The 17,030-nt window shown below is 66.1% G+C and carries 17 protein-coding genes; 10 read left to right on the forward strand and 7 right to left on the reverse strand.

Annotation, left to right across the window (positions count from 1 at the left end; all coding sequences use genetic code 11):
* The first annotated feature begins 37 nt into the window (after nucleotides 1-37).
* Nucleotides 38-382, forward strand: a complete 345-nt coding sequence (locus AC13FN_RS07220; RefSeq protein ID WP_401743462.1) for a type II toxin-antitoxin system RelE/ParE family toxin — start codon at nucleotides 38-40, stop codon at nucleotides 380-382.
* Nucleotides 383-390: 8 nt separating this feature from the next.
* Nucleotides 391-678 (forward strand): HigA family addiction module antitoxin, encoded by a 288-nt coding sequence (locus tag AC13FN_RS07225; protein ID WP_019659640.1) that lies wholly within the window; start codon nucleotides 391-393, stop codon nucleotides 676-678.
* A 48-nt stretch (nucleotides 679-726) separates the two neighbouring features.
* Here the strand turns inward: AC13FN_RS07225 and AC13FN_RS07230 are convergent, their stop codons facing one another.
* The 4 genes from AC13FN_RS07230 to aat all read right to left on the reverse strand — a co-directional run bounded on the left by AC13FN_RS07230 (nucleotide 727) and on the right by aat (nucleotide 2,723).
* Entirely contained in the window at nucleotides 727-1,104 is a 378-nt protein-coding gene (locus AC13FN_RS07230; RefSeq protein WP_478416044.1) for a hypothetical protein, read from the reverse strand.
* Between the two features lie 129 nt (nucleotides 1,105-1,233).
* Entirely contained in the window at nucleotides 1,234-1,506 is a 273-nt protein-coding gene (locus AC13FN_RS07235; RefSeq protein ID WP_049436381.1) for a hypothetical protein, read from the reverse strand.
* Nucleotides 1,507-1,677: 171 nt separating this feature from the next.
* Nucleotides 1,678-1,896, reverse strand: coding sequence for a translation initiation factor IF-1 (gene infA, locus AC13FN_RS07240; RefSeq protein WP_005409596.1), 219 nt, complete (start codon nucleotides 1,894-1,896; stop codon nucleotides 1,678-1,680).
* Between the two features lie 86 nt (nucleotides 1,897-1,982).
* Nucleotides 1,983-2,723, reverse strand: a complete 741-nt coding sequence (aat, locus tag AC13FN_RS07245; RefSeq protein ID WP_071306172.1) for a leucyl/phenylalanyl-tRNA--protein transferase — start codon at nucleotides 2,721-2,723, stop codon at nucleotides 1,983-1,985.
* A gap of 72 nt (nucleotides 2,724-2,795) precedes the next feature.
* Here aat and AC13FN_RS07250 point away from each other — a divergent pair, with 72 nt between their 5' ends.
* Entirely contained in the window at nucleotides 2,796-4,064 is a 1,269-nt protein-coding gene (locus AC13FN_RS07250; RefSeq protein ID WP_482984509.1) for a hypothetical protein, read from the forward strand.
* 123 nt (nucleotides 4,065-4,187) lie between these two features.
* On the opposite strand, the gene AC13FN_RS07255 is transcribed toward AC13FN_RS07250, so the two are convergent.
* Both AC13FN_RS07255 and trxB read right to left on the reverse strand, forming a co-directional pair.
* The gene (locus AC13FN_RS07255; protein WP_482984508.1) at nucleotides 4,188-5,312 is read right to left on the reverse strand and encodes a GNAT family N-acetyltransferase; all 1,125 of its coding nucleotides are present in this window, start codon (nucleotides 5,310-5,312) and stop codon (nucleotides 4,188-4,190) included.
* Between the two features lie 102 nt (nucleotides 5,313-5,414).
* Nucleotides 5,415-6,386 carry a thioredoxin-disulfide reductase gene (gene trxB, locus AC13FN_RS07260; protein ID WP_014037154.1) on the reverse strand — a complete coding sequence of 324 codons (972 nt, stop codon included), beginning with the start codon at nucleotides 6,384-6,386 and terminating at the stop codon, nucleotides 5,415-5,417.
* Between the two features lie 233 nt (nucleotides 6,387-6,619).
* On the opposite strand from trxB, the gene AC13FN_RS07265 reads away from it, so the two are divergent.
* The 5 genes from AC13FN_RS07265 (at nucleotide 6,620) to AC13FN_RS07285 (ending at nucleotide 13,760) form a co-directional block, all read left to right on the forward strand.
* Complete coding sequence (locus tag AC13FN_RS07265) at nucleotides 6,620-8,980, forward strand: DNA translocase FtsK (protein ID WP_049436384.1); 2,361 nt, start codon at nucleotides 6,620-6,622, stop codon at nucleotides 8,978-8,980.
* Nucleotides 8,981-9,019: 39 nt separating this feature from the next.
* Complete coding sequence (locus AC13FN_RS07270; protein ID WP_197643384.1) at nucleotides 9,020-10,963, forward strand: DUF3857 domain-containing protein; 1,944 nt, start codon at nucleotides 9,020-9,022, stop codon at nucleotides 10,961-10,963.
* A gap of 111 nt (nucleotides 10,964-11,074) precedes the next feature.
* Nucleotides 11,075-11,713, forward strand: a complete 639-nt coding sequence (gene lolA / locus AC13FN_RS07275; RefSeq protein WP_482984507.1) for an outer membrane lipoprotein periplasmic chaperone LolA — start codon at nucleotides 11,075-11,077, stop codon at nucleotides 11,711-11,713.
* 235 nt (nucleotides 11,714-11,948) lie between these two features.
* Complete coding sequence (locus AC13FN_RS07280; RefSeq protein ID WP_482984506.1) at nucleotides 11,949-13,226, forward strand: replication-associated recombination protein A; 1,278 nt, start codon at nucleotides 11,949-11,951, stop codon at nucleotides 13,224-13,226.
* A 144-nt stretch (nucleotides 13,227-13,370) separates the two neighbouring features.
* On the forward strand, nucleotides 13,371-13,760 hold the full coding sequence (locus tag AC13FN_RS07285) for a DUF805 domain-containing protein (RefSeq protein WP_482984505.1): 390 nt from the start codon (nucleotides 13,371-13,373) through the stop codon (nucleotides 13,758-13,760).
* A gap of 73 nt (nucleotides 13,761-13,833) precedes the next feature.
* Here the strand turns inward: AC13FN_RS07285 and AC13FN_RS07290 are convergent, their stop codons facing one another.
* Nucleotides 13,834-14,208: a hypothetical protein gene (locus tag AC13FN_RS07290; protein ID WP_111112615.1), complete on the reverse strand. Its 375-nt coding sequence runs from the start codon at nucleotides 14,206-14,208 to the stop codon at nucleotides 13,834-13,836.
* Nucleotides 14,209-14,490: 282 nt separating this feature from the next.
* On the opposite strand from AC13FN_RS07290, the gene AC13FN_RS07295 reads away from it, so the two are divergent.
* Both AC13FN_RS07295 and AC13FN_RS07300 read left to right on the forward strand, forming a co-directional pair.
* Nucleotides 14,491-15,519 (forward strand): alpha/beta hydrolase, encoded by a 1,029-nt coding sequence (locus AC13FN_RS07295; RefSeq protein WP_482984504.1) that lies wholly within the window; start codon nucleotides 14,491-14,493, stop codon nucleotides 15,517-15,519.
* A gap of 122 nt (nucleotides 15,520-15,641) precedes the next feature.
* Nucleotides 15,642-17,018, forward strand: a complete 1,377-nt coding sequence (locus AC13FN_RS07300; protein ID WP_312393482.1) for a YncE family protein — start codon at nucleotides 15,642-15,644, stop codon at nucleotides 17,016-17,018.
* Nucleotides 17,019-17,030: the final 12 nt, after the last annotated feature.

Genomic DNA, 17,030 nt, shown 5'->3' on the forward strand with positions numbered 1-17,030 from the left:
TCGTCCGCGGCCTTGATTGAGCGGAATGGAGGTGTCAATGCTGTCTTCCGATCGCGATGGGGTGTCGCCCTGTTTGTATCGCGAAACGATACAGGATACAGTGATGATCATTGGTTTTCGTCACAAGGGCCTCGAGCGGCTCTACCGTTCCGGCAGCAGTAGTGGAATCCGCCACAGTCATGCCAGCAAGGTGTTGATGATCCTGTCGATCCTGGATGTGGCTTCGGGTCCTGAGGATCTTGCCATGCCTGGATTGCGCCTGCATAAGCTCCGGGGCGGCCTGAAAGGGCATTGGTCTGTATGGGTCAACGGAAACTGGCGGATTACCTTCCGTTTCACCGGCAGCGACGTGGAGTTGCTGGATTACCTGGACTATCACTGAGGCCGCGCATGATTCATCACCATCCGCATCCGGGGCAGACGATCAAGGCAATGGTCTTTGATCCAATGGATCTGTCTGTAACCGAGGCGGCCGAGCGCCTGGCAATGTCGCGGGTAGCCCTTTCGCGGGTTCTGAACGGCAAGGCGGGTATTAGTCCTGACCTGGCCATCCGCCTTGAGATGGCGGGAGTGAGTACTGCGGTTTTCTGGATGGGGCTGCAGTCCAGCTACGATCTCTGGTTGGCACGGCAGCGCGCGCAACCGAGAGTGTTGTCGCTGGTTGCTGCGACGCGTTGACGTATATCGCGACAAGGGCGGCTTCGGCCGCCCTTGTCCTGTCCGGGGTCAGCGGCTGCGGCGGCGCGCTTCACGCTTGAACCGCTCGGCATCGATCGGCTCGATGCGCGCGACCTCGCAGCTGCCGCGACCGGTGTCCAGTGCGCTTCGGCCCTCGCTGCACAGCTGGTCAGCCTCCTTGCCGTCGGTCTTGAAGCCGAGGCGGGTGGCCAGCACGGCAGAAGGGCAGCTGTTTCGGAAATGCACGACATAGTGGTCTTCGCCGGAGCGAAGCAGGATGTTCTTGTCGGCGCCTGCGCGAACAATCTGCTGTTCGCCGGCCAGTGATACGCACTGCGCCGGCGGGGTGTCGGCGGCATGGGTGGGCGATGCCAGCAGGGTGGCGGCAGACAAAGCCAAGGGGATGAGCAGGGAAGACAGATTCATGGCGGGGCAGGGGGCGGCGATCCGGACTGGATCGGATCCCAGGATGCCGCCGCCGCTGCAAATGCGAATCTGCCGCAAGCAGGGCTGACCGACGTCACGGTGAGATCGGTCACGATGACCTTTGGCGCATCAGGCTGCGATCGAACGGAATCCCTGCTGGCGCCCTTGGTCGCCGCCATCCTCGATGACGAATGCGACGGCCTCATGTGGAATGTGCAGGCGCTGCTTCAGGGTGACTCCCGCATGTGCGATCTCGCGCTGCACGGCCAGGTACAGCGGGTGCGAGGCGTCCATGCTGGTGCAGACCAGGCAGGGCTGGCCGAACCAGGTGCCGTCCGGGCCCTTGCTGGCGTAGCAGCGGCTGGTGACGGACTGCGGGTCCAGGACGATCAGGTAGGTCATGCGCGCAGCGCCCTCTGTGAAGAACGCGTTGAGTCTAGAGTCCCGGCTCGATGCTGGATTTCAGACAAGGACGAAAATCGGACGATCTCGGTACCGCGTATTTTTTTCCGCGCACGACAAAGGGCCAGCAGCGAGGCCGGCCCTGTCGGAGTGGCGCACTGCGCCGACCGCTTACTTCATGCGGTAGGTGATACGGCCCTTGGTCAGGTCGTACGGGGTCATTTCAACCTTGACCCGGTCACCGGTGAGGATGCGGATGTAGTTCTTGCGCATGCGGCCGGAGATGTGGGCGATGATTTCGTGCCCATTTTCCAGACGAACGCGGAAAGTGGTGTTCGGCAGCGTCTCGCTGACGGTGCCCTCGAACTCGATGGAATCGTCTTTCGACATGTAGTCCTGTGCGGTTCAGAAAACGGCCACGCTGGGCCTAAGGCGCGGTATTTTACGCGTGATGGGCCCGGCTTGCAAAGTTTGTGTTAACCCCCGGCCAAACGCTGTGCTGGCAAGCGTCCTACCGCCTGGGTCCATGGGCCTTCACGGCCGTCACGGTGTACGGCCTGGCGGACGTGCTCCAGAAAGTCCGCGCGCGGCAGGTGCTCGGCGCCCATCCGCAGCAGGTGCGGATTCTCCACCTGGGCATCGATCAGTTCCCAGCCCCAGTCACGCAGGGTGGATGCGAGGGCGGCCAAGGCGATCTTGGAGCCGCCGCTGGCGCCACTGAACATGCTCTCCCCGAAGAACATGGCGCCGATCGCGACGCCATAGATGCCGCCGACCAGCGTCTGCCGATCCCAGACCTCGAAGGAGTGGGCAAACCCCAGGTCGTGCAGCTGGCTGTAAGCCTCGACCATCGCCGGGCTGATCCACGTACCGTCCTGGCCCGGTCGCGGTGCCGCGGCGCAGGCACGCATCACACGACTGAAAGCGGTGTCGGCGGTGATCTCCCACGTGCTGCCGCGCAATTGGCGGCGGAAGCGGCTGGACAGGTGCACCCCCTCGGTACGGAATACCATGCGCGGGTCCGGCGACCACCACAGGATTGGCTCGCCCTCGCTGAACCAAGGAAAGATACCGCCGGCGTAGGCATTGAGCAGGCGCACCGGATGCAGGTCGCCGCCCACCGCGAGCAGGCCGTCGGGCTGGCGCAGTGCGGTTTCAGCCGGAGGGAAGGGAGCGTCCGGCGCATCGGCCAGGCGCCAGGGCAGCTGGCGGGTCATGCCGCCATTGTATTCGTCGTGGCGATCGCTGATGTCTGGCACCATCAGCGTCCAACGGCAAGGAGCCCACGCATGAGTGACGCGATCACCGCCATCCTCGATGTGCACGATACCCCGCGCACGCGCAACGACAGCCAGGGCATGCTGCTGGCGCTGGCCACTGAACAGCCCGGCCAGCTCGGTGCGCTGATGCTGCTGGCCCTTGCCCGGCGTTCACCCAGCTCGGCCTTTCTCGACATGGCGCTGGATCTGCTGCCCGATGAAGCGATTGTGCCGGTCTGTGCCGAGGCCTGGCGCCGCTATCGGGATGGCGAGCGCGGCGAACTGCTGGCCAGCGTGATCGAATTCACCAGCTACCAGGCGCCGCAGGTGCTGCAGGACGACTGGGAGGCCTTGCTGGCGCTGGCCACCGAAGACGAGCTGCAGCTGGCTTCGCAGGTATGGCAGGGCCTGCCCTCCGTCATTGCCGTGCAGTGGGCGCAGATTCTGGTTGAGGCCGACGACGATCGCGAGATGGCGCGGGCCAGGGCGCTGCTGCTGGCGGCGCAGCCCGAGAGCTATGCCGTTGCCCGCGGCTACCTCGCTGACTGGGGCGCGCTGGATGCTGAGGTCTGGGCGCACTGGGCCGGCGTCGCGGACGGACCGCAGCCGCGGCGCCTGCATGGGGAGCGGCCGCTGCACATCCGCTTCGGCCGCGAGCAGCATCGCGCGCAGCAGGCGGACGAACCGAGCTGGCGCAAGCGCATCTGGCGCCTGCACCCGACCTGGAATGGCGGGCAGGTACAGTACGCCGGGCAGATGGGAGGGCCGCTGGAATCGTTGTGTGGCAGCTGCCATGCACCGCTGCAGCGCCTGCTGCGAACCGACGCTGCCGCGCTGCAGCCGGGCGCGGCGGGTGAGATCACGCTGGGCCTGTGCCTGGACTGCTGCGGCTGGGAAGATCCGCCCGTGCGTTTCTATCGCCACGATGCCAGCGGCCTGCCCAGCTGCCACCCCAGCCAGCGTCTGGAGGTGCCGGCGACGCCGACCGACAGCGGTGACCTGATGCAGGCCGAGGTCGGCCTGGTCGCCATGGACACCATGCGGTGGGAGCAGCAGGACTGGGGCCAGTCAAACCACCGGCAGAACCTGTCGCGCGTGGGCGGCGCACCGAGCTGGGTGCAGAGTGCCTGGTATCCGGCGTGCATCGATTGCGGTGAGGAGATGCCCTTCGTGATGCAGCTGGATTCGACGCTGCCGACCACCGGTGGAGGCGCGCTGCTATGGGGCAGTGGCGGCATGCTCTACACGTTCTGGTGTGCGAAGTGCCGGGTGAGTGGGCATTTCTGGCAGTGCACCTGAGCGCAGCACCCTCGACATCGCTCTGATAAGCGCCAACCTTGGTTGGCAGGCCTCATTGCTCTGGTAGGTGCCAACCTTGGTTGGCACGCTTCTCGGCACCGCGCCAGTCGAGCAAGCTCGACTCTACGTTCCTACGCGGAACGGCCCATGCCCCTGCAATTCCTGCTGGTACCGCCGCACACTCTGCCGCTCCTGCCGGCACCAGTCCTGCAGTGCCTCTGCGAAATCCGGATCGGCCACCCAGTGTCGGCTGCGCACCAGCGTCGGCAGGAACCCGCGCGCCAGCTTGTGCTCGCCCTGTGCGCCGGGCTCGAAACGGCTCAGGCCTTCGCGCAGGCAGTACTCGATGCCCTGGTAATAACAGGCCTCGAAGTGCAGGCCGGGCAGGGTGGCGCCGCCCCAGTAGCGGCCGTACAGCGTATCGCCACCGCGCAGGCACAGCGCGCCGGCAATCGGCTCGCCGTCCTGTTCGGCCAGAAACATCACCAGCCCGCGGCCCAATGAAATGGCCAGATGGCGCAGGAAGGCCTCGGTCAGCGCCGGGGCGTTGCCGTATTCGAGGAAGGTCTGCAGATAGAAGCGGTACATCGCCTGCAGGTCTGCGCGGCTGGCTTCATCGCCGTGCACCACGCGGAAGGTGATGCCCTGGCGGGTGACCTTGGCGCGTTCCTGGCGGATGTTCTTGCGGTGCTTGTGGTTCATCGCAGCGAGGAACTGGTCGAACGTCGCCCAGTCACCCGGGTTCTGCCACTGGAACTGCATGTCTTCACGCAGCAGCCAGTCGTCACCGAACAGAGCCTCATCGCTGGCGGTGTGGAAGTTGATATGGGCCGAGGATACGTGCAGCGCGGGCAGCGCCTCGCGCAATGCCGGCAGCAGCGCGATGCGCCCTGAATCGTGACGGGCCAGCAGGCGCGGGCCGGTGACTGGCGAGTACGGCACTGCACCTAGCCACTTCGGATAGTAGTCGCGGCCATGACGGGCATATGCGTTGGCCCACGCATGGTCGAACACGAACTCGCCGTGCGAATTGGTCTTCAGGTAGCCCGGAATGGCGCCGACCAGCGTGCCGCTCTCCCACAGCGTGAAATGCCGGGGCTGCCAGCCCCAGTCCTCGCGCAGGCAACCGTGCTGTTCAAGCCCGGAAAGGAAGGCATGGCTGACGAAGGGATTGCAGCCGTCGTGCAGGGCGTCCCAGTCGGTTGCGGCAATGGACTGCAGGGAGTCGAGGAAGCGGGGGGAGGGCATGAGGGAAGGATAGGGCAGATGAAACAGAAAGGCCGACGCACTGGCGTCGGCCTTCTATCCGGAGTCGAGCATGGCTCGACCCTGCAGAAGCGGGTCAGCCTCTCAGCTGGCCTTGCCCTGCGCGTCCAGGTAGCGCTCGGCATCCAGTGCGGCCATGCAGCCGAAGCCGGCCGAGGTGATCGCCTGGCGGTAGTGCTGGTCGGCCACGTCGCCGGCGGCGAACACGCCTTCCACCGACGTCTGCGTGGCATTGCCACCCAGGCCCGAGCGGATCTCCAGGTAGCCGTTGTTCATCGCCAGCTGGCCGTCGAACAGGGTGGTGTTCGGGTGATGGCCGATGGCCACGAAAAAGCCGTGGGCATCGATGTCGCGGGTGCTGCCGTCCAGGGTGGACTTCACGCGCACACCGGTCACGCCGGCGTCGTTGCCCAGCACTTCCTCCACCTGGTGGTGCCAGACGGTCTCGATCTTGCCTTCGGCCACCTTCTTGAACAGCTTGTCCTGCATGATCTTTTCCGCCTTCAGGGTGTCGCGGCGGTGGACCAGGTAGACCTTGCGGGCGATGTTGGACAGGTACAGGGCCTCTTCCACGGCGGTGTTGCCGCCGCCGACCACGACCACGTCCTGGTCGCGGTAGAAGAAGCCGTCACAGGTGGCGCAGGCGGACACGCCGCGGCCCTTGAACTCGTCTTCGGTCGGAATGCCCAGGTACTTGGCGGTGGCGCCGGTGGCGATGATCAGCGCATCGCAGGTGTACTCGTGGCTGTCGCCGATCAGCTTGAACGGGCGCTGGGACACGTCAGCGGTGTGGATGTGGTCGAAGATGACCTCGGTCTCGAAGCGCTCGGCGTGGGCCTGCATGCGCGCCATCAGGTCCGGGCCCATCAGGCCGTGGGCGTCACCCGGCCAGTTGTCCACCTCGGTGGTGGTCATCAGCTGGCCACCCTGCTGCAGGCCGGTGATGACGACCGGCTTCAGGTTGGCGCGGGCGGCGTAGACGGCGGCGGTCCAACCGGCCGGGCCGGAACCGAGGATGACGAGGCGCTGGTGGCGGGAGGGCAGGCTGGTGCTCATGTAAACTCGCGAAAAGGTAGATGGGACAAGGCGCTGGCGATATTTGCGCAGCATCCGTGGCAGGTCATAGAGTGGCGGCTGGGACAGGGCGATTCAAGCCGATGAACGGAACGCCGTCATCCAGCGGTGGTTCCGGCGCTCTGAATGCCCTGTCGGATGTCGCATAACTGAAAACTGACGCCGTCTCATTTATTATCAATCACTAACAGCGCATTCCAAAGGTATGGTCTAAGGTGGCGAAGCAGGTCCCCGAACGCTCCAAGTCCGACGACAGCAAGGCGTCACGTCGCACGGCCGCGGCGGCGACGACCGACAATCCACGCCGCCAGCGCCTCTGGCGCGATCTGGGCCTGATCGCCATCGCGCCGGCCCTGTTGTATCTGGCGGCCAGTCTTTTCACCTATTCAGCGACTGATCCGGGCTGGTCGCATACCGGCAGCGTGGTCGCGCCGGTGCACAACCTCGGCGGCCGCGCCGGGGCTTGGATCGCCGATGTGCTGCTGCAGCTGTTCGGCTACATCGCCTTCCTGCTGCCGGTGGTGCTGGGCGCGCTGGCGTGGATCGCCATGTTCGGCCTCAAGCGCGAGAGCAAGGGCGAGAACGACCTGGACCCGGCGTTGCGCCTGGTCGGCCTGGTTGGTTTCCTGATCGCCGGGACCGGCTTCCTGCACGTGCGCCTGTTCAGTGGCGATGTCTCCAGTGCCGGCGGCATCCTCGGCAAGCTGGTCGGCAACTCGCTCACGGTGGGCTTCGGCGCGCTGGGTGCGAACCTGTTCGTGCTGGTGCTGCTGCTGGCCTCGATCACCCTGGCCACCGGGCTGTCCTGGTTCACGGTGATGGAGAAGATCGGCCGCGGGGTGATGTCACTGGCGCCGTTGCTGGCGCGCAAGAAGGAAGAAGTCACCGAGTGGCAGCAGACGCGGGTGATGCGCGAGGAGCGCCAGGAAGTGCGCAAGGCCGACGCCGAGGTGCGCGCCAAGCGCGAGCCGGTGAAGATCGAGCCGCGCCCGGAACCGGTGATCGAGAAGAGTGACCGGGCCAAGCGTGACACGCAGATCCCGATGTTCCGTGGCGTCAACGGCGACGGCTCGGACCTGCCGCCGCTGGCCCTGCTGGACGACCCCAAGCCGCAGCCGGTGGGCTACGACAAGGAAACCCTGGACGCGCTGTCGCGGCAGATCGAGTTCAAGCTGAAGGACTTCCGCATCGAGGCCCAGGTGGTCGGCGCCAACCCCGGTCCGGTCATCACCCGCTTCGAGATCGAGCCCGCGCCGGGCATCAAGGTCAGCCAGATCAGTTCGCTCGACAAGGACATCGCGCGTGGCCTGTCGGTGAAGTCGGTGCGCGTGGTCGATGTGATTCCGGGCAAGTCGGTGATCGGCCTGGAAATTCCCAACGTCACCCGCGAGATGATCTACCTCTCCGAGCTGCTGCGTTCGAAGGAATACGACAAGTCGGCCAGCGTGCTGACCCTGGCGCTGGGCAAGGACATTGCCGGGCGCTCGACCGTGGCCGATCTGGCGCGCATGCCGCACCTGCTGGTGGCCGGTACCACCGGTTCGGGCAAGTCGGTGGCGGTCAATGCGATGGTGCTGAGCCTGCTGTTCAAGGCCTCGCCGAAAGACCTGCGGATGCTGATGATCGACCCGAAGATGCTCGAGCTGAGCGTCTATCAGGGCATTCCGCACCTGCTGGCGCCGGTGGTCACCGACATGAAGGAGGCTGCCAACGGCCTGCGCTGGTGCGTGGCCGAGATGGAGCGCCGCTACAAGCTGATGAGCGCGGTGGGCGTGCGCAACCTGGCCGGCTTCAACAAGAAGGTGAAGGAAGCCCAGGACGCCGGCCAGCCGCTGATGGACCCGCTGTTCAAGCCGAACCCGGAGCTGGGCGAGGCACCGCGTCCGCTGGAGACGCTGCCGTTCATCGTCATCTTCATCGACGAATTCGCCGACATGATGATGATCGTCGGCAAGAAGGTGGAAGAGCTGATCGCGCGCCTGGCACAGAAGGCGCGTGCGGCCGGCATCCACCTGATCCTGGCCACGCAGCGCCCGTCAGTGGATGTGATCACCGGCCTGATCAAGGCCAACATCCCGACCCGTATCGCCTTCCAGGTGAGCTCCAAGATCGACTCGCGCACCATCCTCGACCAGTCCGGCGCGGAAACCCTGCTCGGCCACGGCGACATGCTGTACCTGCCGCCGGGCACCGCCATGCCCGAGCGCGTGCACGGCGCCTTCGTTTCCGACGAGGAAGTGCATCGCGTGGTCGAACACCTCAAGGCGATGGGCCCCGCCGATTATGTCGACGGCGTACTGGACGAAGTGCAGACGATGGGCGACGGCGTGGTCGTCGGTGCCACCGGCCTGCCCGAGAACAGCGCTGCCGGCGATGAGTCCGACCCGTTGTATGACGAGGCGCTGCGGGTGGTCACCGAGACCCGGCGCGCCTCGATTTCCGGCGTGCAGCGCCGGCTGAAGATCGGCTACAACCGTGCAGCGCGACTGATCGAGGCCATGGAAGCGGCCGGCGTGGTCAGTTCGCCCGAGCACAACGGCGACCGCACGGTGCTGGCACCGCCGCCGCCGAAGTAAGACCTGACGTATCCCCCACGACGTCCAAGGAACCGACGCATGCTTCACCCCGTACCAAGCGCGCTGGCACTGGCGCTGGCAGCCTTCCTGGCTGCCGGCCCGGCACTGGCAGACACCGCCACCTCCGCGCCCGCCACGGCGCCGCCTTCCACCAGCGGCGATACCGAAGCCAGCAATAATTTCAGCATTGTCCGTTACCGCGCCGACTACCAGGTGCGGCCGGACGCGGGCAATGTGCAGACCGAAACCTACGAAGTCTTGCTCAAGACCAAGGCCTCGGTCGAGCAGTTCAGCCAGGTGCGGCTGAGCTACAGCGAGAAGATGGAGACGCTGGAAGTACTCGGCGCCTACACCATCACCGCCGACGGCCAGCGCCGCGACGTGCCGGCCGACCGCATCTACACCCAGGAGAGCTACTCCAGCGCCTCGGCGGCAATGTATGCCGACCGCAAGGTGAGGGTGATCGTATTCCCGAACCTGGCCCCGGGCACGCGCCTGTATTACCAGGTGCGCCGCACCCAGGCCACGCCGTACTTCCCCGGCTACTTCGGCCTGTGGGAAACCTTCAATGTCTTCACCGAGTACGAGGACGCCGAGGTCACCTTGAGTGCACCGGCCAACCTGCCGATGTTCGTCGACAGCCGCGGCGTGCAGGGCAGCGATCGCCCGACGGTCAAGAATGGACAGGCGCAGTGGCGCTGGCGCTACCAGCGGCGTGAAGCCATGCCAGCACAGAACTGGTCGGCGGCGGGCTGGGAGTTCGGCCCGAACATCATGGCCAGCACGTATCGTGACTGGTCGCAGATGGGTCGCGCCTACCAGCTCAAGGCTGGCCCGGCGGCGCAGGTCACGCCGGAACTGCAGGCGCTGGCCGACCAGATCACCGCCGGCATCAGCGACCGTCGCGAGCAGGCTGATGCGCTGTATCGCTGGGTCGCGCAGAACATCCGCTATGTGGCGGTGTACCTGGGCAACGGTGGCCTGGAACCGAACAGCGCGCAGAGCATCCTCGACAACCACTATGGTGACTGCAAGGATCACGTGACGATCCTCGAGGCACTGCTGGCGGCCAAGGGCATCGCCAGCTCGCCGGTGCTGATCGGTGCGGGCGGCGGCCCGACGCTGCCGAAGATTCCGGTGCTGGGCCGCTTCAACCACGCCATCACCTACATCCCCGAATTCGATCTGTACCTCGATTCGACCACCGCGTGGGCGCGCTTCGGCCAGCTGCCGGAGGGTGACCTGGGTGCGCCGGTGATGCGCACACGCGACGCCACGCTGGCACGCACCCCGGCCAACACGCCCGAACGCAACGCCACCTCGATGGAGGTGCGTTTCACCTTCGACGCCAACGGCAACCTGCGCGGCGAGACGATCCCGAAGCTGGGCGAGAACGCCGAGATCGGCATGCGCGCCCAGTTCTCCCAGCTCAACGCGCAGAACCGTGCGCGTGCTGAAGAGCAGATCATGGCCGCGTCCGGTTTCGATGGGCGAGGGCAGTTGCAGATCCAGGGCGTGCCAGGCGACCTGACCCGGCCCTTCGGCTATCGCATGGCGTTCCAGGCCGAGGACTACGCCGATCTCAGCGTGGCCGGCGGCATGGCCGTGCCGGACCCGCCGGGCGGCGAGTCGGTGCGCGGCCTGTACGCCACTGCCTCGGCGCCGGCCAACGAAACGCCGTTCTACTGCAACGCCAGCCTGCGCGAGGAAACCTATCGCCTGCAGTTCCCGGCCAATGCACCGATCATCGCCATCCCGGCGAGCCAGCGGTTCAGCAATGCTGCCGGCGAGTACCGGGTGGACTGGAGCCGCGAGGGCCAGGAGGTCACAGTGCATCACCGCCTGCAGCAGAACGCGGTGCGTGGGCCGGAGGCGCTGTGCCAGCCGCGGGACTATCCGGCGTTCCGCGCGCTGTATCGCGAAGTGCGGCGCGGCTTCCGTGGCCAGGTGCTGTACGGCAGGCTGCCGGCATCCGGAGGCTGAATCGCCGATGGACGTTCAGGGCGGCATAATGTCGCCCTGATCGCCCATTCATCTTTATCCGGGCACACTGGCAACCACCTTTCCTGGCGCCCGCGCCCACAGGATTCCCGCATGAACTTCCGCCTCCGCCGTTTCCTTGCCACCACCACCCTGGCCGTGGCCTGTGCCGCCGCCAGTAGCGCCTGGGCAGGCGCCCGCGATGACCTGAAGACCTTCACCAGCGGCCTGAAGGGTCTGGATGGCCAGTTCAGCCAGCAGGTGTTTGACAGCCGCGGCAAGGTGAAGGAATCGACCAGCGGCCGCGTGGCGCTGTCGGCGCCGCGCCTGTTCCGCTGGGAGTACGTGCGCCCGCACGAACAGCTGATCGTGGCCGACGGCAAGAAGGTCTGGATGTACGAGCCGGACCTGGAACAGGCCACCGTGCGCGAGCAGGGCAAGGAAGAGCAGAACAGCCCGCTGACCGCGCTGATCAACCCGGCGCTGCTGGAGCAGCAGTACGACGTCAGCGAAGAGGCCGCGCAGCGTGACGGCCTGCAGTGGCTGTCACTGTCGCCGAAGCGCGAGACCGAAGCCAGCTTCCAGTACGCCGCACTGGGCTTCAACGCCCAAGGCCTGGCCAGGATGGAAATCACCGACGCGGTCGGCCAGCGCACCGTGATCAGCTTCAGTGGCTGGAAGCGCAACCCGGGCTTCGCCGCCGGTACCTTCAGCTTCACCCCGCCGAAGGGCACCGACGTCATCGGTAATTGATTCAGTCCGTGCCCTGGTGGGTGCCAACCGTTGGTTGGCACGCTCTTGATCTGCTTTGGCAGGTGTCAGCCTTGGTTGACACGCTCTTGATCTGCCGGCCAGCGGCCGGCACTACCGGAATCGTGGTCACCCGGCGCGGTACAATAGCCGCGTGCCAAGACATCGCTCCACTTCCTTCCCCGGCCCCGATCTGCTGAGCGTTGATCGGGATCACCTGCGCCCGCTGGCCGAGCGCATGCGTCCGCGCACCCTCGACGAAATGGTCGGGCAGAAACGCCTGCTGGCGCCGGATAGTGCGCTGCGCCGCGCGGTCGAATCCGGGCGCGTGCATTCGATGATCCTGTGGGGGCCGCCCGGCTGCGGCAAGACCACGCTGGCGTTGCTGCTGGCCGAGTACTCCGACGCTGAATTCCGTGCCATCTCCGCGGTGCTGTCCGGCCTGCCGGAGGTGCGCCAGGTGTTGGCCGAGGCCGCGCAGCGCTTCGCCGAAGGCCGTCGCACCGTGCTGTTCGTGGACGAGGTGCATCGCTTCAACAAGGCGCAGCAGGATGCGTTCCTGCCGCACATCGAGCGCGGCACGATCCTGTTCGTCGGTGCCACCACCGAGAACCCGTCCTTCGAGCTGAACTCGGCGCTGCTGTCACGTTGCCGCGTGCATGTGCTGGAAGGCGTTTCGCCGACCGACATCGTCGAGGCGCTGGAACGTGCGCTGGGTGATCGCGAGCGTGGCCTGGGCGAGGAGGGCATCGAGGTCGCTCCCGAACTGCTGCTGGAAATCGCCACCGCCGCCGATGGTGATGTGCGTCGTGCGCTGACCCTGTTGGAGATCGCCGCCGAACTGGCAGGCGGGGAGGGCGGACGCATCACGCCGCAGACCCTGACCCAGGTGCTGGCCGATCGTACCCGTCGTTTCGACAAGGGTGGCGAGCAGTTCTACGACCAGATTTCGGCCCTGCACAAATCGGTACGCAGTTCCAATCCTGATGCGGCGCTGTACTGGCTGACCCGCATGCTCGATGGCGGTTGCGATCCGTCCTACCTGGCGCGCCGGCTGACCCGTATGGCCATCGAGGATATCGGCCTGGCCGATCCGCGCGCGCAGAGCATGGCGCTGGAAGCCTGGGACATCTACGAGCGGTTGGGTAGCCCGGAAGGCGAGCTCGCCTTCGCCCAGCTGGTGCTGTACTTGGCCAGCACCGCCAAGTCGAATGCGGGCTACGCGGCCTTCAACCAAGCCAAGGCCGACGTGCGCGAAAGCGGCACCGAAGAAGTGCCGTTGCACCTGCGCAACGCGCCGACCAAGCTGATGAAGGAACTCGGCTACGGCGCCGAGTACCAGTACGACCATGACGCCGAAGGCGGCATCGCGCTAGACCAGACCGGTTTCCCGGATGTGATGGGCGAACGCGTGTACTACAACCCGGTGCCGCGCGGGCTGGAGATCAAGTTGAAGGAAAAACTGGATCGGCTGCGCGCGGAGCGTGAGGCCGCGAGAGCCGCGAAGGGCCGCTGACCCGGCTTCTGTAGAGTCGAGCCATGCTCGACTGCTTTTCGCAGCACCTCACGGCTCCCGACAGCCGAGCATGGCTCGGCTCTACATTGTCCCCGGCGCCGGTCTTTGGCACACTGCGCGGCTACTTTTTCAAGGATCGATGCCGTGCAGGAAATGATTCTGCCGTTGAAGCGCTACGCCCAGTTCGAGGGTCGCGCCAACCGCCGCGAGTACTGGATGTACCAGCTGTTCCTGTTCCTGGTCGCAACGGCAGTGATGCTGCTGGCCGGCGTGCTGGCGATCCTGCTGCGCAACAGTGCCGATGCGCTGGCCGGCATCCTGATCGGCACGGTGGTGCTGCTGGGTGTGATGTGGCTGGCGACGATCGTTCCGCTGGTTGCCGTGACGGTGCGCCGCCTGCATGACTGCAACCAGTCGGGCTGGCTGTTCCTGCTGGCGCTGGTGCCGGGCGGTGGGATCGTGATCATGATCTTCTCGCTGCTGCCGGGCACGCCGCAGGAGAATGTCTATGGTCCGGTGCCTTCGGGGCCCTGACGCTGCGCGAGTCGAGCATGGCTCGACTCTACAGAGGCAACGAAAAGAAGCCGGCGTTTCGCCGGCTTCTTCTTTACTTGACGGTGCAGTCGCCGAAGGACAGGTAGTCCGTGCCTGAGCTGAACTGCAGCGTGCAGCTGGCGGTGAAGAGGGCGCCTTCTTCCAGGGCGCCCAGCTTGGCGGCCTGCTGGTCATCGGATGTGGTCAATCGGGCCAGGACATTGCCCTGGTCATCGCCGGCCTCAACGAGCGGTTCGCCCGCCAGGTTGCTGGAGACGCCCAGCGCCACAGCGGTGAAGGTCACCGTCTGGTTGAGTTCTTCCATGCTCAGGGTCGAATTGCCGGCCTCTTCATAGGCCTGGTAGAGCGTCGGCAGATCCTGCGCGGCGTACGCGGCCAACGGTGCAAGCAGGCCGAGGGTAAGGGCGATCAGTGCGGTGTGCTTCAAGGGGGTCTCACAATCATGGGATCCGATCCCATGGCGGTTGTGTGCAGATGAACGCGACCCGGCCGGCGGCAACGTGCCCGCCGTCCATGGCTGCGCTGGAAGCGGGGCGATCCAATGCCCCGGTGGGCGGAAAAATAGGGGAAGTGGCACCTCCTGTGCAACCGAGGCGTGCGCGCGCGTGATACACAGCGTGACGTTCGATCGATGTGATAATCATTCGCGTTTAAGGTAGACTGCGGTCCCTTGTGAACCGGCGGCCGCGGGCCGCTCCTGCCGCCGCCGATGAAGCATTTCGTCCTGCCTTCGCCCCGTGGTCCGCTGGCCCGCGGCCTGGTCGCCTTGATGATGGGTCTGCTCCTGGCCACCCCCTACGCCCATGCGCAGCAGCGCAATCCGCTGCAGAAGATCGGCCACACCGTGCTCGACGAGCCGGCGGCCAGCTATCGCTTCGAGCATTTCGTGGTGGACAGCCCGGACCAGCAGCGCCGTTGGCGGGTGAACCTGGCGATCCCGGCCAAGGCCGGCAAGACGCCATCCCCGGTGTTGTACGCGCTGGACGGGAACGCCGTCGCCATGGTCCTGGACCAGCCGCTGCTGGCCGAACTGGCCACGCGCAAGGCGCCACCGGTGCTGGTGCTGATCGGCTACGACAATGACCTGCGCATCGATTCCAAGGCGCGCACCCGTGACTACACCGCGTGGATCGACCGTGCCGACGACGAGAGCGGTACAACCCAGGTGGTCGGTGGTGGTGCCGCGGCCTTCCTGGATGTGATCGAGCGCCGCATCAAGCCGGAAGTCGAGCGTCGTGCACGCATCAATACGCAGCAGCAAGCGCTGTGGGGGCACTCGCTGGGCGGGTTGTTCGTGCTCAATGCGCTGTACACCCGTCCCGCCGCCTTCCAGTCCTATCTGGCGGCCAGCCCGTCGCTGTGGTGGAGCCAGGGCGCGGCGCTGGGTGATCCGGAACAGCAGTTCGTGCAGAACGTGCATGGCCAGCCGGCAAAGCTCTGGCTGATGCTGGGCGGCGCCGAGCGGGTCGGTGATCGTGGCAAGCGCGACATGAACAATCCGCGCGTGGTCGCGCACCTGCGCCGCATCGGTGGCGCCACCCCGGATGCGGCGATGCAGTTGTCCGAACGGTTGGCCAAGGTGCCGGGCCTGAGCGTGCAGTACCGCGAGTTCGACGGCCTCGGCCACGGCCCGATGCTGCCCGCGTCGTTCCATGCCGCGCTGCATGAGCTGTACGGCGTGACCGACCGCAGCGCCGACGATGGCGCGCCCAACAGCGGTGACAACGGCGCCGACTGAATCCCTTCGCACGCGATGTCGTGCGACCCCACTACCCAGGCGAGGCTGCCGACGTGCAGCGGCCCAGGCAACCGATGAATCCCGCGCTACGTGGCGCGGCCTACGTGTGCAAGGAGCCTTCCATGTCGTTCCGTCCGTCTTTCCGTCTTACCTCTCTCGCCGCCGGCCTGTTGCTGGCCGTGACCGCCACCGCGCAGCCGGTGTTCGATCAGCCAGCCAACGCCACCTTCAAGGGCGAGGTCGTCTCGCGCGGTGAGAACGTGGTTCCCGGCAGCACTGCCGACGTGGTCGGTCGCGGCTTCGTGCCGGGCCAGAAGGTCAGCCTGCTGCGTGGCGACAGCGTGCTCAACACGCAGCCGGTGGTGGTCGACGCTGATGGCAACTTCAAGACCCAGCTGAGCATTCCGGCCGATGCGGTGCCAGGTACCCACCCGGTGGTGGTGCGCGCCAGCCAGCCGGCTGCAGCCACCGTGCTGAAGCTGCGCGTGTCGCCGCAGCTGCCGCTGTCCGGCCAGGCGCAGTTCGCCACCCAGTCCAACAAGCTGGTGCCGGGCCTGTACCAGTCCGCCTACAGCGCCGCCAGCAATGCCGTGTTCGTCACCTCGGCCGTGGGCCGCCCGCCGGTGACCCAGTCGCAGCTGCTGAAGCTGGACCCGAAGACCCTGAAGGTGACCAAGGCGATCACCCCGGCGCAGGTGCCGGGCAGCACCAATGGTGCGGTGTACGCGGTCTATGGCGTGGGCGTGGATGACACCAACGGCAATGTGTGGGTGACCAATACCCGCCAGAATTCGATTGCGGTCTATCGCCAGAAGGACCTGTCGCTGGTCCACCAGTTCCCTGTCGATGCCGTGCCGCATGCGCGCGACGTGGTGGTCGACGGCACCCACGGCAAGGTATTCGCCTCGGCCACGGGTGAGGACCATCTGTCGGTGTTCGATGCGAAGACGTTCAAGGAACTGCCGCAGGTGACGCTGGAATCCGGCGTGGATGACGGCAAGTTCACCCCGATGAGCCTGGTGTTGGACGAAAAGGCTGGCAAGCTGTTCACCGTCAGCATCGGCACGCCGGAAGCAGCGGTGATCGATGTGGCCAGCGGCAAGGTCGAGAAGGTCATCGACCTGGGCAACTCGATCAGTGCCTCGGGCGTGGCCTTCGACGCCGCGCGCAACCGCCTGTACGTGGCCTCGCAGGGCACCGACAACCTGCTGATCGTTGATGTGGCCGCCGGCAAGGTGCTGCACGATGTGCCGGTCGGCGCCGGCGCGCTGAACGTCGCCTTCGATGATGCCTCCGGCCTGGCCTACGTCAGCAACCGTGGCGCTGGCACGGTCACCGTGGTGAACGGTGACGGCAAGGTGGTCGCCAACCTCGATGGCGGCACGCTGCCGAACCACGTCCGCGCCGATGGCAAGGGCAACGTGTTCGCGGTGAACAAGTCGCGTGGCGCTGAAGACCCGAAGGGTGACCGCATCACCCGTATCACCCCGAAGCAGTAAGTCACAGGGCAG

The organism is Stenotrophomonas sp. 115C5 (assembly GCF_056861055.1).